We start from the raw sequence: 21,379 nt of genomic DNA on the forward strand, positions 1-21,379 counted from the left end.
GCTCAGCGGGTGCGACGGGCGGTGGTGGTGGGGAGGCCGGTGATCGGCGGGACCGGTGGCACGGCCGACGGAGGGCCGCCGGGTGTGCGGGAGATGGCGGCCTCGGCTCGGGACACCTGCCCGAGCCCCTGCACCTGTGCGGGGGCGTGCCCGGTGTCGTTGGCGAGGGAGCGGCGGTAGGCGCCGGCCATGGTCCGCAGGTGGTCGGCGCTCTGGTCCCGCCGGGCGGACAGCAGCGCGATCTCGGTGCTCGCGGAGCCGAGGGTTGTGGCGCTCTGTCCGCCGCGGACGGATTCCAGCTCCCGGGTGATGTGGGCGGTGCGTTCCTGGACGCGCTGGTCGAGGTCGTCGACCTTGAACGCGGCGTCGGCGATGAGGGCGGTGAGCTGGCCGTAGGGGCTGAGGAAGGGATGGCGGCCGAGGAGATCGGCGGCCGATTCGGCACCGAGTATCTCGCGGACGAGACGGGTACCGAGGCCGGGCGGCGGGGTGCCGTGCACAACAACTCCAGAAGAGAGGGAGGGTGTTCAGGAACGGGACCGGCGGCGGCCGGCCGGTGCGGTGGCCGCGGTCGGCGCGGCGGCCTGCGGTGGCTGAGCGCTGGCGGTGCGCATGTGCGGGGAGCGGGAGCGCGCGGCTTCGGCCCGCTGGTCCGGCGCCCCGGCGGCTTCCCGGCGGAGGCGGTCGGCGGCGGTGCGGTAGACCGTGTTGTCGTACCGCTCGCCGACCGCGACCAGGAAGATCTCCCGCCGGTGCTGCGAAGAGGGAGGAGAGTCGCGGAACTGGATCACCATCCGCCACCGGGTCTGCGGGTCGACGTAGACCTTGTGGCAGCCGGCCAGCTCCCGGTGCATCCGCGCCCCGCGCTCGTTCCCGTGGACCAGGTGCTGGAGTTCCAGCAGGGCCAGATCCCGGATGTTCCCGGGGACGAACCGCAAGTCCTCCAGGGCTTCCGGGTGGGCGGAGAACCCGAAGCGTGCCTGCTTCACGACCGCCCCCGACCCGTGCGGACGGCCTCTGTGGCGGTCGGGCGGGCCGGGGGCACCGGGTTCGGCGCGTCGGCGGGCCGGTCCGGGGCACGTGGTGAGCGGGCGCCGGCGGCCTCGGCCCGCGAGAGGGCCGGGGCGGGCGGCAGTGGGGTGTCCCGGTCGGAGAGCCAGTCATCGGCCGCGTCGGCGGTGGCGAAGGCGCCCTCGCGGACGGTGTAGGTGTTCTCCTGGAAGCTGACCTCTTCGAGGAACACCCGGAATGGCAGCTCCGCTGAGGCAGGGTCGGTGTCGTGCAGGAGCGCCCAGGTCTCCTCGTCGTTGGTGTAGTGGTCCAGGACCTTCATCCTGTCCTCGGGGCCGGTGCGCAGACGGTTCTCCAGCAGGGTGGTGAGGGGGTCGGCGGGCTGCAGGCCGTGGGTGTTCGTCAGCCCGATGCCCTCGGGCGGGCAGCCCTGTTCGATCAGCCACCGCTGTCCCAGCGGGACCAGCGGGTGGGTCTCCTGGCTGAACCGGAAGGTCCCCAGTTCGGCGTCGCGGGTGAGGTGGAGGGCGACGTACGCGGGGCTGCCGGGGATGCCCCAGGTAGCCGACTGGTCGAAGAACAGCAGGTAGCTGTCCCGGTCGTCCGGACTGTGGTGGGCGGCCAGCGGCACGAACGAGTCATCGGAGATCGTCGCGTGGAAGAAGTCCCTCTCGACCTCGGCCGTGGCGGCGGTGAAGCCGTCGAGCCGGTAGTCCGGCTCGGTGCTGGTGGACATGATCAGCCCACCTCCGCATCGGGCGCGGCCAGCAGCCGGTGGCTGCGCCGGGCCGGGCTGGTGGTGCACGCGCCGAACGGGCCGTCGGGGGCGCGGAGCTGGAGCCAGGTCGGGTCGAGGTAGTCGCGGTGCCAGGTCGCCGGCCCCGCCAGCCCGGCCTCGGTGTCGGTGAACTGCTGCCACGCCAGCCACAGGCCGTGAAGGCGGGCGATGGCCTCGGGGTGCTCGCGCCACTCGAAGCACCACGGGCGGCCGGTGGTGATCTCCCGTCCGTACACGGGCAGCAGGAGCCGTTCCACCCAGGTTCCGAGGGCCTTGAGTTCTTCCTCGTACGCCGTCCCGGCCAGGGCCAGGATGAAGATCGAGGACGGCCCTTCCGGCTCGGTCGGAGTGCCCTCCGCAGAAGGGTCGGCCAGGCTGGTGCTCTCCTCGGCGCCTTCGCCGTCGTGCTCGCTGGAGAGGCGGGCGATGGTCTCGCTCTGCCGCTGGGTCTCGGTGACGAGCCGGTTCACGGTGGAGACCAGGTCGTTCAGGTCGTGGTCCGCGATACGGACTGGCTCGTCGGGAAGTGGTTCGGACATCGGCAGCCCTCACTTTTCGCAGATCGGAAGGGTGTTGGGCTGCCGATGGTCCAGAGGAATCCCGGTTTGGCCCGGCCGGGAACCCCGGTGTAGAAGCCGGGGGTTCACCCCGCCCGGTGCGGGCAGTGGCCCAGGGGCGGGGCGAGCAGCTCGACCGCGCGGGCGGCCTGTTGGGGGACGACACCGTTGCCGAGCGCGGTGAGCTGCGCGGGACGCCCCAGGCCCGGAGTGGCGGTGACCCAGCCCAGTGGGAGGCCCTGCATCCACTCCACGAACGCCGGACTCAAGCGGCCCGCGCCATCGGTCGGCTCCGGTGCCGGACGGGTGGCGTTCTCCCATCGGGCGACGGCGGCGGCGTATGGACCCCAGGCTCCGGCGAAGCCGTCTCCGTCACCGGCTCGCTGAACAAAGGCAGGACCACCGCCGACAGCGGCGGCCGGAAGCTCCGGCCCGCACGTCGCCCCGGAGTACCCGTGTCCGTGGTCCTGGGTGTTGGCAGTAGCCGGGCCGCCGCCGAGGGCAGCGTCAGGTCCCCGTTGCCGTGCCGCTGGTTCGGCGACCCCTTGACCCCGTCCGACGCCTTCGGAGTCGGCAGCAGCCACTCCACCTCGTCCGCGAGGTTCGGCCCATGCCCGCCGGCCTTCCGCTTCTGCGGATGCTGGCTGCCGCCGTTCTTCCCGATATTGCTCGTCGGGGTCTTCAACAGCGCGGGGCCAGGCGGTGAGGAAGACCCGCTCGCGGCGGTGGGGTGCGCCGACGTCGGAGGCGCGAAGCACGCGCCAGCGCGCATCGAACCCGAGGTCGGCCAGGGATCCGAGTACGGCACCGAGTGCCCGCACAACAGGCTGACCTGCATGGTCTCCCAGACACCACGGGCAGGGTTCCAGCTCGCCAGAGGCGGGGGCGGCGGGGGAGGTGAGGAGCCCCCGGACATTCTCGATCACCACCAGACAGGGTCGGAGGACGTTGATGGCGCGGGCGACGTGGTGCCACAGACCGGACCGGGTGCCCGCGGACAGCCCGGCCCGGCGACCGGCGACCGAGACGTCTTTGACAGGGGAAACCGGCCGTCAGGACGCACACCCCCGCAACCGTCGCCCAGTCCACCGTCGAGATGTCGCCGAGGTTCGGCACCCCGGGCCAGTGCCGGGCCAGGATCTTCGACGCCCCCGGGTCGGTGTCGGCGTGCCAGGCGAGCCGGCCGCCGAGGACCGTCTGGACGCCCAGGTCCAGGCCGCCGTACCCGGAGCACAGGCTCCCGATCAGCCGCTCGCCCGGCGGCACCGGTTCAGCGGGCATGGCGCGGCGCCGACGAAGGCGGGAGGAAGGCCCAGGTTCCCGGGATGCCACGGTGTGCGGGGCGGGCCGGGGGCACCGGCTGGGGCGAGCGGCTGAGCGCGGCGCTGACCTGGGGCAAGGGGCGGCCGATCGTGTCCGCCGCGGTCCGCAGCTCCAGGGCGACGGAGTCCAGGTTCTCCCGGGCCGCCTCCAGGTGGTGGCGGAGCAGGTGGAAGGTCGCGTTGGTGTTCGCGGCCGGGAGGGTTTCGGCGCGGTGGTGGAGCTGGCCGAGCTGGCTGCACGCGCGGGTGAAGTTCGCCACCGCCTGCCCCGCGTGCTTGGCGGCGGCGGTGCAGCCCTGGACGACCGTTCCCCGTTCGGGCCCGGGGCTGCCGAGAGCGGTCTGGTGCATGACGTGGTCGGCCAGATCGTTGACCAGGCCGTTCAGCGCGGTGAGTTCCTGGGAGGCGGTGACCAGGTCCGGGAGGCCGGCGAGGGAACCCGGGATAGTGATCTCCTCGCCGAGTTCCTCGGCCTCGTCGGCCAGCACATACAGCTCGTCCCTCTCCATGACGGCCCGGCCGGTGTGATCGTGGATCATGCGGGGCTCCGTCGGGACGTACGGGCAGAAGCAGCGGGGACGGGAGCGGCGGCCGGAGTCGGCGCCGAGGTACGGCGGGGGCGGCTGCGGGCGCGGGCCGCCTCCGCGCGACCGGGCGACGACCGCGCCGCAGTCGGTGGCTGGGGCTTGTCGGGTGCGGGGCCGGTGCGGGCGGTGTGCCACCGTTGGCGGATCTCGTCGAGCGGGCCGAGGGCGTGCAGGGCGTGCCCGATCAGCCGCCCGGCGGGAAGGGCCGCGTCCTCGGCCAGGGCCCGGATCTGCCGGGCGCTCTCGGTCGCCGTACGGACCAGGGCCGTGGCGATGACCTGTTCGCCGAAGTGCTCCGCCGACCCGGCCAGTGCCAGGGGGTCGCAGACCGTGAGGACCCGCTCGGCGTCGAGGGCACCGCTGGTGAGGGCGCCGCGCCGCTGGACCTCCCACAGCACGGTGAGCTGGTCGACGGGTTCGCCCCGGTGGTGCAGGGCCCCGAGCGCCCGGTAGAGCTGCTGATGCCCCGGGTCGCCGAAGTCCGAGGGCCGGAGCCAGCCGACGACCGCGTCGAGCTGGTCCGGGCGGGCGGTGAGGCAGGCCAGCAGGAACTCCTCGTCCGCGAGGAGATCCCCGTCCACCACGGTGGTCGCCCGGGGCACCGGAGCGACCGGGGGTGGGACGGGGCGCGGGTCGGTGCCCCAGCGGCGTGCGAGATCGGCCAGCACTCCGGCGAGGGCGTCGGCGCGGAGGAGGGTTTCCTCGATGGAGCCGCGGACTGTGTCGGCGCGGGCGGCCTGGTGGAGCCGGACGGCGTGCTCGGCGACCGTGCGGTGGATGGCGCCCTCCAGCACCATCCGCCCGTACACCGACGCGTGTTCCGGGCGGGGGCAGGCGGCGACGAGCTGGTGCGCGTACGAGGCAGTCACACCCCGGGTGCGGGTGCCGGCCTCGGTGACCGCGTCCGCCACCCACGACACCGGAACCGACCCGGTCGCCGCCGTGCTTCCCGGGTGGCCGCGCTCCCGCAGGGCGAGAGCGGCGCCGTAGAGGGCCTGGTGGGCGGGCCGGTAGAAGTGCTCGGGCCGCAGCCACGGGGAGAGCCGTTCGAGCTGGGAGGGGTCGAGGAAGACGGCGCCGAGCACGGCTTGCTCGGCCCGCACCAGCGGGTTCACTTCGGGCCTCGGCGGGAGCAGAGGGTGGTGATGGCCTGCTGGGCGTCGGCTAGGTCGGCGGCGAACCGGTTCAGGTCAGCGGCGAACACGGGGTCATCGACTCGTAGGGACAGGACGGGGGTGGTGAGCCACCACTCGCCGCTACGACGGACGACCGGGGCGTCACCCAGCAGGCCGGAACGGTCGGAAGAAGGGGAGGGCACGAGGACTCCAGAGGGCGGAGAGAACGGGAAGGGCGGGTGCGGGGAGTCCGTCTGCACCGGCCGGAGAAGGAGAAGAGGGTCATGCGGCGGGTCCGAGGTCGTGGCGGCCGAGGGCCTTTGGCGAGGGCCCGCTCGGTGATCCCGGCCGTCGCCGCAGCGGAGGCCGCGCCGTGCCGGGCGGCGTCCGGCTCCTTGTACCAGGGCTTCAGATCGAGGAGGGCGGGGCGGATGCCGGTGGCCAGCAGCAGCGCCGAGCCCTTCTGGAGCGCGCGGATCGCGTCCGCTGGCAGTACCCGTTCCTGCCGCATCGAGACTGACGTCGACTTGCCCGACTCGCTCGTGGAGACGGACACCGTGCGGACGTCGTGGTCGCCGACGAGACGGCTCAGCTTGTCGGCGAAGTCCGCGTCATCGATACCGGAGCCGATCAGCTTGACCGTCGCCGCGGACCACAGCGCGTCCATCCCGCTCTCACCCCAGACCCGCACCCCCTGCCGGTACGACTGGAGGATCGTCACCGGGATCACGCCCCGGGACCCCAGGTGGGAGTAGAGGTCGGGCAAGTCCTGGATCTTGCACACGTTCGCCGCCTCATCGAGGATCGCGAGCAGGCAGGGGTCGAGGCGTCCGCCGTCGCGCTCGGCCTGGATCACCGCCGCCCGCATCACCGCGTCGGCCGCCGCCGCGATGATTGCCGAAGCGGAGCCGCCGCCGTCCTTCGACAGCAGGAACAGCGTGTCGCGGCGGGTGGCGAACGCGTCCGGGCGGAACTCGGCGATCTTCTCCGACCGGCGGGGCGGGGTGACCCAGGCGGCGATCTCCGGGTCGAGGAGGCAGCTCGCGTACTGACGGGCGGTCTCGTAGATGCCGTCGCGGGTTTCGACGGCACCGGCCACGGTGCCCTGGAGCTGCGCGGCGACCGCGTTCAGCCCCGCATCGTGCAGGAGATCGACCGGGGTCCGGTCCGCAGGGGAGGCGAGCCAGGCCAGGACGTCGGTGATCGGCCGCCCGTCCGTGGCCGCCGCCAAGAACAGAGCGGTCAGCGTGTTCGCGGCGGCCGTCGACCAGAAGTCCCCCGCACTGGATTCGTCCACCGAGGCGGTGACGAAGTGCCCGGCCAGCCGCCGGGCCCCGGCCAGATCGTGGGCGTCGGCGAGGATGTCCCACCACATCTCCCGAGGGGCGTGGGCGATCTGCTGCGGGTCCAGCGTCCACACGGTGCCGACCTCGGCCCGAGCCGTGGCGGTGGCAGTGAAGGCGTCGTTCGCAGCTTTGTTGCTGGTCAGCAGCACCGGACCGGGGGCCCGCAGGATAGCCGGGATCGCCAGACCGGACGTCTTCCCCGACCGCGGGGCCATGATCGCCAGCAGCACGTCCTCCCACGACGACCGCACCTCCGCCCGCCCCGGCTTCAGCGTCCCCAGCAGCACCCCGCGGTCGTCCGGCGCCACGTCCTTCGGCCGGGTGCCCTTCAGGCTCGGCCGCAGCCCGATCGCCTTCGCCGCGCTCTCCTTCGGCAGCAGCGCGGACAGGTCCCGGGCAGTTGCCAGGCCGCTGGTGCTGCCACACCAGCGCAGCCAGAGCTTCGCGCCGAAGAACCCGCCGGTGAACAGGACGAGGGCGGGCAGGACCCGGCACCCGGCGATGAGCGCCGCCTCGGGCAGGCCCGGCCACACCTCCTCGGGCCGGATCAGGGCGGCGGCGGGATCGTAGGGGACCCAGGCCCCGGTGCCGACGAGGAGGTTGGCGAGGTTACCGAACAGCCATGTCAGGAACCCGGCCCCCATACCGAGCGCGGCTGCGCCGAGCATCAGATAGAGGAGGAAGTCGGTCCCGGTGGTGGCCGAGGGCGGACGAGAAGAAGACACAGAGCAGTCCCAGACAGAGCAGGCGGACGGGCGGCGGGGCGGGGACGGCCCGGGGCTCTGGTGACCACGAACACGACGAACTCCTTCAGTGACGGCGGGAGGCGGAGGAGGGCGGGGCGGTGGCGGACGGGCGGCTCGCCGCAGGTACGGTCTGCTCCGGAACGGCGGGCGCGCGGGTGGTCGCGGCGGGTGAGGTGGCGGTGGCCGCCGCGCTCCGATCGGCCCGGCTGGTGCGGACCTCCGTCAGCACGGCCCGGTACGCCTCCTCGGAGAACAAAGCTGGGTCGAGTTCCGCGCCGAACCCGGCGGCCCACAGGAGAACCGCCGCGCGGGTGGCCCGCCTCTTCTCCTCCTCAACGGAGAGGCCCTCGGGCAGCTCGTGCCACACATGCAGCGGCGGCACCGAGTTCTCGGTGAACCCGCACTCTCGCAGGACCTGGTGGGCGAGGGAATCGGTGGCGTCGGCAATGACCTCGCTGCTCAGGGGCTTGCGGTAGATCGCGGTGTCGGTGCCGGACGCCTCATGGCGGAGGGACACGCAGGAACCTTTCAGCAGGGAAAACGGGGGTGGTTACCGGGTCCGGCCCCGGTCCGGGATGGTGGCGGTGGACGGTGCCGGGGCCGACGGTGCGGCGGGCGAGGCGGCGACGGTCCGGCCGGTGAGGGCGGGGGACTGGGCACGGGCGACTTCCCGCAGTCCCGGTCCCTGGCTGGCGGTCAGGGCTTGGAGGGCATCCGCGGTGGTGGCGAGTTCGGTCTGGAGGTCGCCCAGGTGCTCGGCTGCGGAGGCCAGTTGGTGCCAGAGCCGGTAGGCCGGATCGCTCTCGGCCATGGACACGATCAGGGACTGGGCGTGCTCCCCGACGGCCCAGAGGACGGAGGCCGCCTTGCCCAGCGCTCCGTGATCGGGGTCGAAGAACGGCCGCACCTCGGCGGCGACCGCGCTCGTCTCGTCCGCCTCCAGCAGGCGGTCGGTCAATGAGGCCAGGGCGGTGTTGGCGAGTCCGGCGGCGTTGGTGGCCGGGGGCGGGACGGTGGTCATGCGGTACCTCCTGGTCAGCGGGAACGGGGTGGGATACGGCCCGGAGCGGGTACGGGGTTCACCGCGGGCTGGGCTTCACCCGAGGGCGGGGCCGCAGCCCTGGCCGGTGCCGTGGCGTAGTAGCCGGTCACCTGGGCCCGCCACCCCGGGGCAGCAGCACCGGAGCACAGGGAGCGCAGCTCGCCGGCGGTCTCATCGAGGTCGTCGGAGATCGTGGTGAGTGCTTCGGCGGCGGCCTCGAACGCGTCCGCCACCTCCCAGCCCTCGTTGGCGCCGACGTCCCTGACCACCTCGACGGCGGTCTCGAAGAACTGCGACAGCCGCACCAGGACACCGTCGTGCGGGTCGAGGACGTGCTCCGCGAGATCCGCTGCCTCCGCCGGAGACCGGGCGGCGCCGAGCTGGTCGGTCAGGCGCAGGAGCTGCTGCCCGAGGACCCGCCGGCCACCCGGGTCGGAGGGGGTGGTGAGCCGGTCGGTGTCGAGGGTCGGGTCGAGGTCGACCCGGAAGCCGGCCGCGGTGAGCATCCTCGCCGCCGAGGTGGCCTGCCGCCTCTCGTACTCCCGGCCCATGTCCCAATGCAGCCGGTACTGCCGGGAGAGCGGGCTGTGGTCGTCGATGAACCCGGCGTGCCGCAGCATCTCCACGGCCAGATCACCGTGCTCGGCCCGCGCGAACCCGCCGTGGGGGATGGCGGCGACGTTGCCGCCCTGCTCGCGGACGATCACCACATGCGGCTGCTCGGACTCGGACATCAAGGGCTCCAGAAAGGTGAAGGGCGGGTCAGAAATGGGGGTTCTCGGTGGGCCGGTCCGCCCCGGTGGCGGCGTCCAGCAGCTCCGGGAGATCCGCCGGGTCGGCCTCGCGGTGAGGTCGGCCTGGGGCGCGGTACTGGCCTTTCGGCCAGCCCGTTTCCCCAGGCCGCCTCCCGAACCGGACGTGCCCGTTACCGAGCATCCGGCTCTCCACTGTTACGTGGCGTCAGCCGAGTTGACGCGCCGCTTGCTCGGCCCACGGGGTGGGGATTCTCTCGCCGCGGAACCGGTAGCGAGTGACTTCCCTGGATGCGGCCAGATAGAGCCGCACGTTCTCCGTGGGGTCTGCCCACAGCCATCGGTCGACTTGATACCGACGGCGCAGTTGCTTCCTGCTGGCGCGGCGGTGCTTCTTCCGTAGCCACCTTCCGACCAGCCACCACACGTAGTGGCTGAGGTAGTGGAAGGTGCGCGACGAAACGCCGTGCTGGAAGTACGCAGTCCATCCCCGCAGCACCTGATTGATCCGGCGCAGCAGGGTGCCGAGCGAGACGTTCGTGGTCTGCTTCGCGATCGCCTTCACCTTGTGCTTGACCGACGTCAACGCCTTGTCGGACGGCCAGGTGTAGACGTACCGCTTGCCGCTTCCCTTCTGCTGTTGCCGCTGGATGCGGAAGCCCAGGAAGGTGAAGCCCTCGTCGAGATGGACGACGCTCGTCTTCTCCTCCGACAGGCGCAGGCCCATCGGGGAGAGCACCTTTGTGACCTTCTGCCGGATCGCTTCAGCGTGCGCTTTCGTCCCGGCGACCATCACCACGAAGTCGTCGGCGTACCGCACAAGGCGATACGTCGCTCCTCCGCGACGACGGTGCCGGGTCCGCGCGGTGCTGTTGCTCCCGGCCGCCTGCCACTGCTCGGCGAAGAACTCGTCGAGCACGGACAAGGCGATGTTGGCCAACAGAGGCGAGAGAATGCCGCCCTGCGGGGTGCCGGTGTCGGTGCGCCTGACCATCTGGCCCTCGGAGAGGATGCCAGCCTTCAAGAACGCCTTCACCAGCCCCAGAACGCGCTTGTCTCCGACGCGGTCTCGCACACGGCCCAATAGGGCCGTGTGGTCGATCTCGTCGAAGCACGCCGTGATGTCCGCCTCCAGGACCCAGTGATAGAGGCTGGTTCCGTAGTGGTGGATCTCGGCAATGGCGTCCTGAGCACGCCGGTTCGGGCGGAAACCGTAGGAGCACGGCTTGAAGTCCGCCTCGAAGATCGGCTCCAAGACCAGCTTGAGAGCCGCCTGCACCACCCGGTCCCGCACCGTCGGAATCCCCAGCCGGCGCAGTTTGCCACCGGCCTTCGGGATCATCCGCTCACGTACGGGCATCGGGCGGAACGCCCCGGTCTTCAGGTCGGCCCGCAGCACGCCCAGGAACTCCTCAAGGCCGTACCGAACTTCGACACCGGTGGCGGTCAGACCGTCCACCCCTGCCGATCGGGCTCCCCTGTTGCTCCGCACCCGGCTCCATGCGATCAGCAGGAACGCCGGGTCACAGACGAGGTTGAACAGATCATCGAACCTTCGCGACGGATCATCCGTCGCCCAACGATGCAGCTTGGCCTGGATCTCCAGTACCCGGCGTTCGGCCTTCATCAAGGCCCACTCCAGCTCGTCGGTATTCACCCACGACCTCCTGGCATTCCAGCACCTGCACTGCGAAACAGCTGCCGCCCTTCGCCATGTGGACGGCTTTCCCGTCCTCGGACTACTACGGCGGCTCCGTCCCACTGCGCGACTCCCGGTCGACGACGGACCTGGCCGCTCCCGCACTGGAGGTGCGGGCAGACGGCAGGCCGCGCAGCGGTTCCCACGTTCACCACAAACCGATCGGCGGGGGTGGTGCCCAGCTCTTCCCCGGCAGCATGGCCACGCCTACGCCGCAGACCTTCGGCGTGACTCCCGACGACAGCGATCAAAACCGCCGCCGGGCGCGCCTCGTCAACCAGATACTCAGCGCCTACTGCAATCCAGCCCATATCCACCAGATTTGAGCTGGCGGTGGAGTTACGGGGGTTCAACCACTGGTTCACTCTCGTTACACCTCTCCGCCTTGCTTGCCGCACCCGGGCCGTCTGGTAGTTCCGGCCCGTCACGGCGTTGTCAGGGCTGCTTTCCGCCCTCCCCGGCGTCTCCCGGATCAGGCTGCCCTCAGCTTCACCACCCCGCTGCGACGGGGCGGCGGTGGAGTCCTTCCATCTCCACTCGGTTATGTGGCGCCTCGTGGCGCACCTGATCTATCCACCAACCGGCACGTGTCACCGGCCGCACCGCGTCCTCCACCACCGCCCACTCCGCCTCACTCGTCTCGCCCTCGGTGACAAGGACGGCGTACGCGGCGGTGACGAGCTGATGGCGGCACCGCGCACCCCAGGCCACCGCACGCTCGCCGCCCTCCAGCGGCGGCATCCGGAACTCCACCTCCCACACCTGCGCCGCCTCGGCCTCGGCGGCCCGTTGTTCGGCCAGCCAGGAGGCGGTGGCTTCGGCGTCCTGGGTACGGGTGGTCTGCCAGCAGGCGGTGCAGTCCCGCCCGGCCAGCCAGCGGGCGTATCCCGCCCGCTGATCGGCCGGACGGGCGGAGAGGTCGGCATCGACGCTGTGCCCGCAGGCATGGTCAACGGGCCAGAGGGTCTTCACGGCCATGAACGTGCTCCTTGTCGAACGAGAAGAGGGAAGGGGGTCAGCGGGCACGGCCCGGCGGGGGTACCGCCTGCCGGAGCGGCAGGGCAGCCGTGCCCGTGGGCGGCACCGGGCTGAACGGATGGCGAGGGGAGGCGGCGACGGCGGCACGGGCCCGCTCGGCATGGGCGACCACCGGCTCCGCGGACCGCTCCACCATCTGCGCCGGGGCGTTCTGCGGGAGGGCGTCCGGCATCACCGCGAGCGAGAGCTGGACGTCGAGGAGCCGCTCGCCGAGCGTGACCACCTGGTGCACACCGGCCCGCAGCTTCCCGGCCAGCTCCCGCCCGTGCTCGGTGCCGAGCCGCTCGCACCACCCCGCCGCCGAGGCGAAGACGTCCTCCAGCCCGGCGAAGACCCCGTGGTCCTCGTCCAGGACCGGATCCAGGGCATCGGCGACATCCATCGCCCGGACCAGCCCGGACAGCTCGGCGGTCACCGCGGTCAGCGACAGCCCCGGCAGCGGCTCCCGCACCCGCGCCCCCGCCTCGGCCGGGACCGCCGGCGGGAGCATCACCCGCGGATCGGCCACCACCGCCAGCCCCGCGTCCTGGAACTCCCGCGACGCCGACGCCACCAGCCGCAGCGACGTGTTGAACGGCGTCCCGGAGGCAAGCTGCCACAACCGCAGACGGTCGCTGTAGGCGAACCGGTGACGGCGCAGGACCTCGGCCAGGAACGGCCGCTCGTCCGCCGTCTCCGCCACCACCCCGAACTCCGAATTCGCCCCGAAGGCCACATCGGGCTCCAACTGCATCACCAGCACCACTCCTCGGCAGCAACCTCCCCGACCGGGAGTCCGGCACGGGGAGCCCGATGATCAGGCCGGGGCCACGATTTGGAGGTGCCGGGGATTCCGGGTTAGCGGCCCCTGCCACCCCGCCGGTCCGGTGCACCCCCGGTTGAGGGCGCGGGAGACGGGGCTGGGACCGGCGAGGAGGAAGCAGCCTGGGGTGAGCGGGCGAGCGCGGCCCCCGCACGCAGCGAGCGGGACGGCCCCGGGTCCGGTCCTGCGAGCGGCTCGGCCGCGCGGGCGATCTCGACCAGGACGGGCGCGTTCTCGTTCCAGGTCAGGGCGTAGTGCCAGCCCTCGGCATTGCGCTCGGCCAGGGCCCGCGCCCGTACCTCTTCGGTGCGCGGGTGGCCGCGGACGAGGGCGTTCTCGACGGCGAGCCAGGTGTCGTGGACGCGCCAGCCGCCGTCGAGGGCCTCCCTCAGAGCGCGCAGCCGCTGGTCCCAGCGGCGTTCGAGGCGCTGGTCCTGGTCCAGGTCCGACAGGATGTCCTCGGCCGGGACGATCAGCACCGTCCCCTCGGTGAGGTACGGGGCGAACTGAGCCCACATGTCGGCGTCGCGCTGCTGCTGGCGCAGGCCGTACCGGTCGTCCAAGGGCCAGCCCTCGGCGTCGCACAGGCTGTCGGAGACGGCGTCCCAGTCGGCCAGCACCTTCTCCCCGGCCTCGACCGACTCGGCGAGGCGGATGAACGGCTCGTCCACGCTCACCGCTCCCCGTCCCGGGCCGTACGACGGTGCTGGGCACGGTGGTCCTCGTGCCCGAAGGCGTTGGCGCCGAGGTGAACGCGGCCGTGCCCGCCTGGGCCGTGCAGGCGTTGAGGTAGAGCCGGACGAGTTTGCCGATCGCCTGGCGGAGGCGGCGTCGGGACACCGGGGCAACGCTCCTTGTATAGAGGGGTGAAGGCGGGGCCACCGGCCGAGGACGAGCGGCCCCGCCGAAGAGCCGGTCCGGTCAGGCAGACATCCGGGCGTCCGTGTCGAACAACGTCCGCTCTGCCGGGTGGAGCAGATGTTGCGTAATGAAGCTCCGGCCTGCGACTTTCCACAGACCTCGCCCCTTGGTGAGGGCGGACACGGCCTGGGTCTCGACGCCGGTGAGGCCGAGGAGGGCGGCGGCGGAGGCGAGCTGGTCGGCCTCCTGCCGGTAGATGATCCGCGTCGAACAATCCGTGAGGAGACCCTCGGCGAGGGCGCGGCCCCGGGAGCCGGCCTCGCCTGCGGTCAGCAGATCGGACAGCCGGTGGATGACCATGACGTTGGCGATGCCCAGACCCCGGGAGAGCTTCCACTGGGACTGCATCCGCTCCAGCAGCGCGACGTGCCGCATCACCCGCCACGCCTCGTCGTAGATCACCCAGCGGCGCCCGGCGGTCGGGTCGGAGATCGCCGCCTCCATCCATGCGCTGGCGCAGGTCATTGCCAGGACGAGGCCGGTGTCGTCGCCGGTGCCTCCGAGCCGGGACAGGTCGATCGACAGCATCGGCGCCGACGGGTCGAACCGTACGGTCGACGGCGCGTCGAACATGCCGCCGAGGTCACCGTGGATCATGCGGCGCAGGGCGTGGGCGAGGTCCTCGGCGGCCCGCCCGAGCCGCCCGGATGATTCGCCGGTGGCGCCGTCGAGGTGCTGCGGCGAGCCGAGCACGTAGGCGACATCGCCGAGCAGCGGCGTCGTGCCCGTCTGCTGGGTGTAGGCGACGACTTGGTCGAGGGCGATGTCCAGGGCGGTGTGCTCCATGGGGTGTAGTTCGCGCCGGAGCACGGTCTTGGCCAGGGAGCCGAGGAGGAGCAGGCGGCGCTTGCGGACCTCGGTGGTCCAGTCCTCGTTGCTGATCCCGTACGGCTTCTCCGGCGCGTCCAGTGGGTTCAGCCGTCCGGGGAGGCCGGGGCCGAGGGCGATGGTCTGCCCGCCCAGCTCCCTGGCGACGACCGTCCATTCGCCCTTCGGGTCGCAGGGGACGTAGATCCGGTAGTCGAAGGCGGTGGCGCGCAGGGCGAGGGATTTGGCGAGGGCGGACTTGCCCATGCCGATGATCCCGGCGAGCAGGATGTTGGGGTTGGTGAACCCCTCCAGTCGCCCGTACAGGGCGAACGGGTCGTAGCAGAAGCTGGCTTCGGCGTGGACGTCCTGTCCGACATAGATCCCCTGCGCGCCGAGCCCGCCCTCGGCGAGGAACGGATACGCGCCGCTGGCGACGGCGGTCGTCATCCGGTGGGCCGGGAGCTTGAGGAGTCCGCCGCGGGCGGAGGCCGGTCCGGGGCGGCCGGCGGCCGGATAGGTGGGGACCAGCTCCGGGTCCGGGCCGGTCACTGTGCGGGGGGTGTCGGGGCGGGTGGCGTGGCGGGCTTTGACCTGCGCTGCGGTGAACTCGGCCTTGGCCCGCCGGTTGGTCCTGCGGTCGGTGCGGTGGGGGGTGAACAGCGGGCTCGCGGAAGCCCGGGGGCGTACGGACATCGGTGGGTACTCCGGTCGGTCAGAGGCGGTCGGGGCCGGTGAACGGGGCCCGCAGTTCGGCGGGGGTGTGGGTGCGGCGGACTCGTACGGACGTGCGCAGGTGGCGCCCGCAGACCGGCAGCCGGGGACGGCACCCGTCGGCGATGATCAGCCGGTCGGTGTCGATGGCGGGGGCGCGGTGCCAGGCGGCGTGTAGATGCTCGGCCGCCTGCCACAGCCGCACCCGCGCCGCTCGAAGGGCCTCGCCCCCGGCCCGGTCGATCGGGGTGGTGCGGGTGGTGTGGGCGTCGAGGAGGGCGTAGAGGGCGAGGCAGTGCTGGTGCAGGGCGTCCAGCTCCGGGCGGGTGGCGGCGAGCGGGCCGTCGGGGACGGTGATCGCCCGGTGGAAGTCCAGGGCCTCGGTGGCGAACGCCAGGTCGGTCGGCATCGGCTTCTCGGTCCCCGAGTCACGGGCGGGCGAGGGGCAGGGCGGCGTTGGTGAACGCCTCAGCCTGCTGCCAGGTCAGCGGACGCAGATCGACCAGCGCCGCCACGGCCGCCGTCTCGATCGCCGCACACGCCGAGTTGAGCTGCTCGGGAGTGTCCGCGGACACGGTCACCAGACCGGTCAGCGCAACGTCGGCGTGGCCGGCGATCAGCTCGCGCTCGCGGCTCTTGATGTCCGCGTACTCGACGTTGTCCTCCTCGGAGTCGACCTGGCCCTTGCGCTGCCGCTCCGCCGCGTCCGCGATGACCGTCGCCTTCTTCCGCTGCACATCCTTGAGGGCGGCGTCGAGGCCCTTCGGTGCGTAGGTGAGGGAGAGGGTGCGGCGGACGCCGGAGGTGAAGAGGAGCTGGTGCAGGAACCCGGCACTGGTTTCGATCCGGGGCCAGTTCTCGATCCAGAAGGTGGCGTGGTGGGCGGAGTCGGTCTCGATCCGGTCCGCCTTCTCCACCAGCACCACCGGACCGGCGGCAGCGGGATCGGCCTCCGGTCGGTCACCCGGGGACCACTGGTCGAGGGCGGCGCTCGCCTTCGGGTCGTAGGCGGTACGGATCACGGCGGCGATCTCGCCCGCGGTCAGCCACCCGCCCGGGGTGAGACCGGCGTTGCGCACCGACTGGTCGAACGTCGCGGTCAACTGGGTCAGCACCGAGAACGCCCCGGTCAGCCCGCCGCCGGCCTGGTTGATCAGACGGCGGGCCGCCTTCAGATCGAGGGCGATGGCGACGTAGCTCTCGTGCGGTGCCGCGGCCGGACCGGCGGCGGTCAGCAGGTCGGTGTAGACGGGGCCGGCGAGGTGGGTGTCCGGGTTCCCGTACTCGGACCAGTACCGCTGGAGCGCGTCACCGGAGTCCGGCACCGTCCGCTCCAGGACCTGGACGCGGGCGATGTGCCCGGTACGGGACAGCGCCGCCAGAGTGCGGCCCCACCCGGCGACATTCGAGTTCTGTGCGGCCGGGTCGAGCAGCGCGAACGCCCGCGACGAGACCCGGACCACCGCGGTCAGCGTCCCCTGGTGCGGATCGTGGACCGCGCCGGTACGGCGGTCGGAGGAGGTGACCACCCGCAGAGAGGCGGCCGTCCCGGGGAGGTGGAGCAGACCCTCCCGCCGGGGCCGGGTGGACGGGCGGGTCAGCCACACGAGCTGACCCTTCGCCCGCCGCAGGGTGTAGCGGAGGGCGATCGGGGCCCAGTCGGCGAGCGAGCGGCCCCGGTACCGGACGAACACGGCCGCGAGGATCACCGTCCACAGGGGGATGAGCTTCAGAGCCCCGGGCACACCGGTCGACATGAGGACGGCGAGGAGGAGCAGGCCGGTCAGAGCGACGGCGACGAGCTGCGGCGCCGTGAGGCCGAGGAGCACGCCCCGGCGGGAGCGGTGGGGGAACTTCACCGTGGCCGGAGCGACGGGAGCCGTGGAATCAGGGTGCATGGGTGGTGTCGTCCTTGAAGAAGAAGGGGGTGGCCCCTGGGGGCTGACGGGTGCGCCCGCCCCCAGGGGATGCCGGTCAGCCGGTCAGGACCGGGGGTCCGAGCCGCCCAGACCGCTGGGCGGCTTCGGGTAGACCCACCGGGCCGGGGTCGTACCACCCTGCGGACTCAGCCCCGGCGGAGCCGGCGGGGGCGTGGTCGGCGGGGTGGACACCGCCTGGGCCACGGGCGGAGGACCGGTCGGTGCCCCTGCGGGCGCCGGGCCTGGCGCGGTCGCCGAGCCGCTCGGGCTGGTGGTTCCCAAACCGGCGGGTGCGGGGCCCGAGGCGGTCGTGCCGGAGACGGGTGCGGCAGCGGTGCCGGTGGGTGCCGGTGTGCTGGTCGCTCCGGTCGCTGCCCCGGTGGCTCCTGCGGATGATCCGCCACTCGCGCCGCCGGTGCCGGTGGGCTGGCCGGGGCGCTGGATGAGCGGTCGGCCCTTGTCGCCGTCGGTACGGGGGCGGCGGATGAGGGGCTGGCCCTTGTCGCCGGTGGCGCCCGGGTCCTCGCCGAACCGGAAGGTCGTCTGCGGCGGCTCGTCCCCGCTGATCCCCTCCGGGGAGGTGTTGCCTCCGGCCGGGTTGATCCCGGCGGCGACGCCTCCGGCGCCCTGGCCGGGGACCTTGGCCGGACCCTGCGGCGCGGGCATACCCGTGCCAGCCTGCATGGCGAGCTGACCTGCGGTCTTCGCCGCCCCGGCCGCGACCGTGACCCCGGCGACGCCGGTGCGGTGCAGATCGTCCTGCCCGCCGCCCTCGGCCGCCCAGTGCACGAACTTGTACGTCGCGTACGGGCAGAGCAGCACCAGGACCATGATCACGATTCCGGCCATCGCATCGGACAGGGCACTGAGCCCGTCCGTGGGGTCGGTCTTGCCCATGGCGGAGACGCCGAGGAGGAACACGATCGTCATCAGCAGCTTGGAGACGATCAGGGAGCTGGTGGCCTCGATCCAGCCCCTGCGCCAGCGGCGGGCGACTTCCCAGCCGCCGCCGGCCCCGGCGAACACCGCCAGGGTGACCAGGATGAGGATGCCGACCTTGCGGGCGACCATGACGGCCCAGTAGAGGAAGGCGCCGATGGTGGCGCCGAGGGCGACGATCGCGGGGATGCCCCAGCCGAGCCCGTACATCGCCCCGTAGGAATTGACCTTGATGACACGGCGGATCGCGTCATCGACGGAGCTGTTCGCCGCCTTGAACAACCCCGCGGACAGCGCGTCCACGATGGTGAGGGCGATGGTGGTGCAGGCGATGGCGGCGAACGCGAAGAACACCCCGGCCACGGTGCCGGTCACAGCCTGGAACAGGGCCCGCTCGTCCCGCCGCCACGCCGCCCGGATGAGCTGCAGACAGAAGGTGCCGACGATCATGACGAGCCCGATCGGGAGCAGCAGCTCGTAGTTCTCGCGGAACCAGGTCGCGTTCAGGTCGACGGCGGTGGTCTTGTCCACGGCCTGCGCGGCGAGGTCGGCGGCGGCCTGGGCCATCTCGCCCATGGACTTGGCAATCCAGGCGCCGATGCCGTCCGTGATGGCCTGGCCGGTCGAACTCGCCACACCGCCGACCGCGTCGCAGACCGTGTTCATCAGGGGCAGATCACAAGCTGAAGGCATGGTTCACCTCCTTTCGGTTCAGGGAGCGGTGGTGGGCAGGACCGCCGCGAGACGGCACGCTTGGTCGGGGCGGCACTGGACGGCGAGCGTCGAGGAGCGGGGCTCGGCGCCGGCGCCCTTCTCGGAGCCGGTCCAGGCGATCGACTGACGTCCGGTGACCGTGACCGCGTAGATGTACGCGTCGGTGATCGCCCCCGGATCGGCGGCCAGCGCGGACTTGAACGCCTGCGGGAAGTGCCCCTCGCCGACCGTCGCGGTCGCGTACTGGGCCTGGTCGCCCATCCGCGACCACAGCACCGGATCCGGCACCAGGTCGGCGACCGAGGACCAGTCCGCGTACTTCTTCTCCCGGGTCATCCACTTCTTCAGCCCGGCGACGTGCTCGGGCTGGGAGAGGCGGCGGGTGTCGTACGACCACAGGACCTTCGCGGCGGCCTTGGCGAACCCCACCGGATCGGACGTGCTCACGGGCGCCGCCACCTGGCCCCCTTTCGGGACCTTCACCAGGGCGGGAGCCGGCGGAGCCGACTGCCGGGTCTCCGGCACCGACGCCGGGGCCGCCGTATCGCGGGTGTCCTCGCGGGTGAGGAAGGCGACCAGCCCGGCGAGGCCGGTCAGCAGCGCCAGCACCACGGTCACGATCAGGGACCGGTGCAGCACCGACGACCCCGGGCCCGGCACCAGCGACCCCCTCGGAGGCCGGGGGCTGCGGTGGGAGGAAGGTTTCTTCTCGTGCGTGGGCATCAGTTGACCTGGGTGCCCATCGCGGAGAAGAAGCTGACGATGCCGTTCGCCGCGCCCAGCAGCAGGGCGCACCCGGCGGCGACGACGGTGCCCTTCTTGCCGTTCGCCTCGGCCTGGTGACCGCCGGAGTGGTGGCCCCAGGCCCACACCAGCGCGGACACCGCGAGCGCGCCGACGACCGCGATGATCCCGAAGAGGTTGATCGAGCTGATGACGTCCTTCAGGACGTCCAGGCCCGGGAGACCGCCGTCCGCGGGCTTGATACCGGGGTTGAAGGCCAGGAACTGACCCGACTGGCTGATATTCACCACAGAACTCCTGTTTCAGGGCATACGAATGCCCGGGAGGAAGAGAAAGGAGAGAAAGAGGGGGGAGGGGGACGCGAGGGCGTCAGACGACGCGACGGACGGCGAGGATGTCCGGCCGCCACTCCGCGAGGGTGGCGATCTTCACGACGTCGCCGGTGCGCGGGGAGTGCAGGATCAGCCCAGAGCCGATGAACAGGCCGACGTGTTCGGGGACCTGGGCGGTGCCCCGGGTGAAGAGGAGGTCACCGGGCTTGATAGCCCCGACGCCGACCGGCTTGCCTTCCTTGACCTGTGTGTAGGTGGTCCGGGTCAGGGAGACGCCGCCGGCCTTGTAGGACATCTGCATCAGGGACGAGCAGTCGCACCGCCCCATCGGGTCCTGGCCCCGCGGATCGGCACAGGTGCCGCCCCACTGGTACGGGGTGCCCAGGGCGCCGAGTCCCCAGCGGATCGCCGTCTGCACCGACTTCGGCGCGTCGGTCGGGATCTCGTACCCCTTCGGCAGCACCCCGGCCGGGATAGGGCCGAACTCCGACCCGTCACCACCAGGACCACACCCGCCACCAGGGGCGGAGGCACCGGGGTCGGTGGTCTCGTCGCCGGTCAGGGTGGGGGCGATGGCCTTCTGCAGCGCGGTCGCCAGCGGCTCCCACTTCGCGTACGCGTCCGGGAAACCGGAGAGCTGCACCGCCTGGGCGGCCTGGGTCACGGTCATCGACTCCCAGCCCGAGACCTTGAGCAGCCCCTCGTAGAACTTGGTCGACGCGTACACCGGGTCCCGGACCTGCTCCGGGGTGCCCCAGCCCATCGACGGACGCTGCTGGAACAGCCCCAGCGAGTCCCGGTCCCCGTAGTCCAGGTTCCGCAGGCCCGACTCCTGGAGCGCGGTCGCCAGCGCGACGATCTGCCCCCGGACAGGGACCTTCATCGCCACCCCGGTGGCCTGGATCGTCCGCGCGTGCGGAATCTGCTCCTCCGGGTCCGGGAGACCGGTGACGGAAACGCCGCCGCCGTCCCCGCCGTTCAGGATCGACTCCACCTGCGCGGCGACCGCACCGCTGTCCACACCCTGTGTGTCGCAGGTGGCCTGGGCGTTGGTGGCTCCGACTAGGGCGACGGCGACCGGGGCGATCAGCAGCAGCGGGGCCAGCGCGACCCCGCCCGCGATCACCGCGACCTTCTTCACGACCGCCCCGCCGGGGAGGGCGAGGGGCGTATCTGGGCATGCCGCATGGACGGCTCCTTGCGTGTAGGCCGCCCGGCCCCGGCTTTCTCGTCGGAAAGGTCACCGGGAAACGGGCGGGTCAAAGAAGAAAGAGAAGAAGAGGGCGGGGAAGGTGCCCGGGAGCGGCTAACTCCCGGACACCCTGGCCCGTCATTCAGAAGCGGCAGCAAGCCGCCCTCGTAATCTCACCCGCCACACAGGAAAAGCCCCTCCGCGATAGAGCCGTGCCCTCGTCTCCTGGACGGGGCAGCACGCAACAGCACAGGTCAACCGGCCCCAGGCCAGGGCCCGGAGCGGCGAACACAAGGGGGACT

General features: G+C 72.2%; 23 protein-coding genes and 2 pseudogenes. 1 reads left to right on the top strand and 24 read right to left on the bottom strand.

Features of this window, described 5'->3' with window-relative positions; all coding sequences use genetic code 11:
* Positions 1-2: 2 nt before the first annotated feature.
* The 14 genes and pseudogenes from B7R87_RS23960 to ltrA form a co-directional block, all read right to left on the bottom strand.
* Positions 3-500 carry a hypothetical protein gene (locus tag B7R87_RS23960; RefSeq protein ID WP_006346462.1) on the bottom strand — a complete coding sequence of 166 codons (498 nt, stop codon included), beginning with the start codon at positions 498-500 and terminating at the stop codon, positions 3-5.
* Positions 501-527: 27 nt separating this feature from the next.
* Positions 528-989, bottom strand: a complete 462-nt coding sequence (locus tag B7R87_RS23965; protein WP_130585204.1) for a hypothetical protein — start codon at positions 987-989, stop codon at positions 528-530.
* On the bottom strand, positions 986-1,747 hold the full coding sequence (locus B7R87_RS23970; RefSeq protein ID WP_130585203.1) for a hypothetical protein: 762 nt from the start codon (positions 1,745-1,747) through the stop codon (positions 986-988). Before B7R87_RS23970 ends, B7R87_RS23965 begins: the two co-directional genes overlap by 4 nt.
* Positions 1,748-1,749: 2 nt before the next feature.
* Positions 1,750-2,328, bottom strand: a complete 579-nt coding sequence (locus B7R87_RS23975; protein ID WP_006346460.1) for a DUF4913 domain-containing protein — start codon at positions 2,326-2,328, stop codon at positions 1,750-1,752.
* 104 nt (positions 2,329-2,432) lie between these two features.
* Entirely contained in the window at positions 2,433-2,591 is a 159-nt protein-coding gene (locus tag B7R87_RS33750) for a hypothetical protein (protein ID WP_157997800.1), read from the bottom strand.
* A gap of 504 nt (positions 2,592-3,095) precedes the next feature.
* Positions 3,096-3,347: pseudogene (locus B7R87_RS33755) on the bottom strand (DNA cytosine methyltransferase); the annotation flags it as partial.
* Positions 3,348-3,438: 91 nt separating this feature from the next.
* Positions 3,439-3,627, bottom strand: a pseudogene (locus tag B7R87_RS33760) (DNA cytosine methyltransferase); the annotation flags it as partial.
* On the bottom strand, positions 3,617-4,207 hold the full coding sequence (locus B7R87_RS23990) for a hypothetical protein (RefSeq protein ID WP_006346457.1): 591 nt from the start codon (positions 4,205-4,207) through the stop codon (positions 3,617-3,619). The pseudogene B7R87_RS33760 and the gene B7R87_RS23990, both read right to left, overlap by 11 nt.
* The gene (locus tag B7R87_RS23995; RefSeq protein WP_130585202.1) at positions 4,204-5,370 is read right to left on the bottom strand and encodes a DnaB-like helicase N-terminal domain-containing protein; all 1,167 of its coding nucleotides are present in this window, start codon (positions 5,368-5,370) and stop codon (positions 4,204-4,206) included. Before B7R87_RS23995 ends, B7R87_RS23990 begins: the two co-directional genes overlap by 4 nt.
* Positions 5,371-5,440: 70 nt before the next feature.
* Positions 5,441-7,384: a type IV secretory system conjugative DNA transfer family protein gene (locus B7R87_RS24000; protein ID WP_006346455.1), complete on the bottom strand. Its 1,944-nt coding sequence runs from the start codon at positions 7,382-7,384 to the stop codon at positions 5,441-5,443.
* Between the two features lie 142 nt (positions 7,385-7,526).
* The gene (locus tag B7R87_RS24005; protein WP_006346454.1) at positions 7,527-7,979 is read right to left on the bottom strand and encodes a hypothetical protein; all 453 of its coding nucleotides are present in this window, start codon (positions 7,977-7,979) and stop codon (positions 7,527-7,529) included.
* A 33-nt stretch (positions 7,980-8,012) separates the two neighbouring features.
* The gene (locus B7R87_RS24010) at positions 8,013-8,483 is read right to left on the bottom strand and encodes a hypothetical protein (protein WP_006346453.1); all 471 of its coding nucleotides are present in this window, start codon (positions 8,481-8,483) and stop codon (positions 8,013-8,015) included.
* A gap of 14 nt (positions 8,484-8,497) precedes the next feature.
* Positions 8,498-9,238, bottom strand: coding sequence for a hypothetical protein (locus tag B7R87_RS24015; RefSeq protein ID WP_006346452.1), 741 nt, complete (start codon positions 9,236-9,238; stop codon positions 8,498-8,500).
* Between the two features lie 226 nt (positions 9,239-9,464).
* Positions 9,465-10,913: a group II intron reverse transcriptase/maturase gene (gene ltrA / locus B7R87_RS24025; RefSeq protein WP_006346451.1), complete on the bottom strand. Its 1,449-nt coding sequence runs from the start codon at positions 10,911-10,913 to the stop codon at positions 9,465-9,467.
* A gap of 56 nt (positions 10,914-10,969) precedes the next feature.
* On the opposite strand from ltrA, the gene B7R87_RS24030 reads away from it, so the two are divergent.
* Entirely contained in the window at positions 10,970-11,281 is a 312-nt protein-coding gene (locus B7R87_RS24030) for a hypothetical protein (protein WP_006346450.1), read from the top strand.
* A gap of 163 nt (positions 11,282-11,444) precedes the next feature.
* On the opposite strand, the gene B7R87_RS24035 is transcribed toward B7R87_RS24030, so the two are convergent.
* The 10 genes from B7R87_RS24035 to B7R87_RS24080 all read right to left on the bottom strand — a co-directional run bounded on the left by B7R87_RS24035 (position 11,445) and on the right by B7R87_RS24080 (position 21,026).
* Entirely contained in the window at positions 11,445-11,933 is a 489-nt protein-coding gene (locus B7R87_RS24035) for a hypothetical protein (RefSeq protein WP_006346449.1), read from the bottom strand.
* 37 nt (positions 11,934-11,970) lie between these two features.
* The gene (locus tag B7R87_RS24040; RefSeq protein WP_202488946.1) at positions 11,971-12,726 is read right to left on the bottom strand and encodes a hypothetical protein; all 756 of its coding nucleotides are present in this window, start codon (positions 12,724-12,726) and stop codon (positions 11,971-11,973) included.
* A 104-nt stretch (positions 12,727-12,830) separates the two neighbouring features.
* The gene (locus tag B7R87_RS24045; RefSeq protein WP_233168915.1) at positions 12,831-13,466 is read right to left on the bottom strand and encodes a hypothetical protein; all 636 of its coding nucleotides are present in this window, start codon (positions 13,464-13,466) and stop codon (positions 12,831-12,833) included.
* A gap of 250 nt (positions 13,467-13,716) precedes the next feature.
* Positions 13,717-15,219 (bottom strand): hypothetical protein, encoded by a 1,503-nt coding sequence (locus B7R87_RS24050; RefSeq protein ID WP_006346446.1) that lies wholly within the window; start codon positions 15,217-15,219, stop codon positions 13,717-13,719.
* A gap of 19 nt (positions 15,220-15,238) precedes the next feature.
* Positions 15,239-15,646, bottom strand: a complete 408-nt coding sequence (locus B7R87_RS24055) for a DUF6238 family protein (RefSeq protein WP_006346445.1) — start codon at positions 15,644-15,646, stop codon at positions 15,239-15,241.
* Positions 15,647-15,665: 19 nt separating this feature from the next.
* On the bottom strand, positions 15,666-17,135 hold the full coding sequence (locus tag B7R87_RS24060) for an SCO6880 family protein (RefSeq protein ID WP_006346444.1): 1,470 nt from the start codon (positions 17,133-17,135) through the stop codon (positions 15,666-15,668).
* A gap of 84 nt (positions 17,136-17,219) precedes the next feature.
* Positions 17,220-18,788, bottom strand: coding sequence for an SCO6881 family protein (locus B7R87_RS24065; RefSeq protein WP_420341121.1), 1,569 nt, complete (start codon positions 18,786-18,788; stop codon positions 17,220-17,222).
* Positions 18,789-18,806: 18 nt separating this feature from the next.
* Complete coding sequence (locus B7R87_RS24070; protein WP_045852850.1) at positions 18,807-19,532, bottom strand: hypothetical protein; 726 nt, start codon at positions 19,530-19,532, stop codon at positions 18,807-18,809.
* Positions 19,532-19,840, bottom strand: a complete 309-nt coding sequence (locus tag B7R87_RS24075) for a DUF6112 family protein (protein WP_040914073.1) — start codon at positions 19,838-19,840, stop codon at positions 19,532-19,534. The genes B7R87_RS24070 and B7R87_RS24075 overlap by 1 nt, the downstream gene beginning before the upstream one ends.
* An 82-nt stretch (positions 19,841-19,922) precedes the next feature.
* A complete protein-coding gene (locus B7R87_RS24080; RefSeq protein WP_006346440.1) occupies positions 19,923-21,026 on the bottom strand; it encodes a C40 family peptidase in 1,104 nt (367 codons plus the stop codon).
* Between the last annotated feature and the right edge of the window lie 353 nt (positions 21,027-21,379).

This window comes from Streptomyces tsukubensis (assembly GCF_003932715.1).
Taxonomy (GTDB): domain Bacteria; phylum Actinomycetota; class Actinomycetes; order Streptomycetales; family Streptomycetaceae; genus Streptomyces; species Streptomyces tsukubensis.

What these genes read in the sequence shown, in the direction of transcription:
- B7R87_RS24055 (WP_006346445.1), bottom strand. Translation starts at nt 15,646, where the DNA reads ATGCCGACCGACCTGGCGTTCGCCACCGAGGCCCTGGACTTCCACCGG.
- B7R87_RS24030 (WP_006346450.1), top strand. Translation starts at nt 10,970, where the DNA reads ATGTGGACGGCTTTCCCGTCCTCGGACTACTACGGCGGCTCCGTCCCA.
- B7R87_RS24010 (WP_006346453.1), bottom strand. Translation starts at nt 8,483, where the DNA reads ATGACCACCGTCCCGCCCCCGGCCACCAACGCCGCCGGACTCGCCAAC.
- B7R87_RS24070 (WP_045852850.1), bottom strand. Translation starts at nt 19,532, where the DNA reads ATGCCCACGCACGAGAAGAAACCTTCCTCCCACCGCAGCCCCCGGCCT.
- B7R87_RS23975 (WP_006346460.1), bottom strand. Translation starts at nt 2,328, where the DNA reads ATGTCCGAACCACTTCCCGACGAGCCAGTCCGTATCGCGGACCACGAC.
- B7R87_RS23990 (WP_006346457.1), bottom strand. Translation starts at nt 4,207, where the DNA reads ATGATCCACGATCACACCGGCCGGGCCGTCATGGAGAGGGACGAGCTG.
- B7R87_RS24000 (WP_006346455.1), bottom strand. Translation starts at nt 7,384, where the DNA reads ATGCTCGGCGCAGCCGCGCTCGGTATGGGGGCCGGGTTCCTGACATGG.
- B7R87_RS33750 (WP_157997800.1), bottom strand. Translation starts at nt 2,591, where the DNA reads ATGCAGGGCCTCCCACTGGGCTGGGTCACCGCCACTCCGGGCCTGGGG.
- B7R87_RS24015 (WP_006346452.1), bottom strand. Translation starts at nt 9,238, where the DNA reads ATGTCCGAGTCCGAGCAGCCGCATGTGGTGATCGTCCGCGAGCAGGGC.
- B7R87_RS24065 (WP_420341121.1), bottom strand. Translation starts at nt 18,788, where the DNA reads ATGCCTTCAGCTTGTGATCTGCCCCTGATGAACACGGTCTGCGACGCG.
- B7R87_RS24050 (WP_006346446.1), bottom strand. Translation starts at nt 15,219, where the DNA reads ATGTCCGTACGCCCCCGGGCTTCCGCGAGCCCGCTGTTCACCCCCCAC.
- B7R87_RS24060 (WP_006346444.1), bottom strand. Translation starts at nt 17,135, where the DNA reads ATGCACCCTGATTCCACGGCTCCCGTCGCTCCGGCCACGGTGAAGTTC.
- B7R87_RS24035 (WP_006346449.1), bottom strand. Translation starts at nt 11,933, where the DNA reads ATGGCCGTGAAGACCCTCTGGCCCGTTGACCATGCCTGCGGGCACAGC.
- B7R87_RS24040 (WP_202488946.1), bottom strand. Translation starts at nt 12,726, where the DNA reads ATGCAGTTGGAGCCCGATGTGGCCTTCGGGGCGAATTCGGAGTTCGGG.
- B7R87_RS23970 (WP_130585203.1), bottom strand. Translation starts at nt 1,747, where the DNA reads ATGTCCACCAGCACCGAGCCGGACTACCGGCTCGACGGCTTCACCGCC.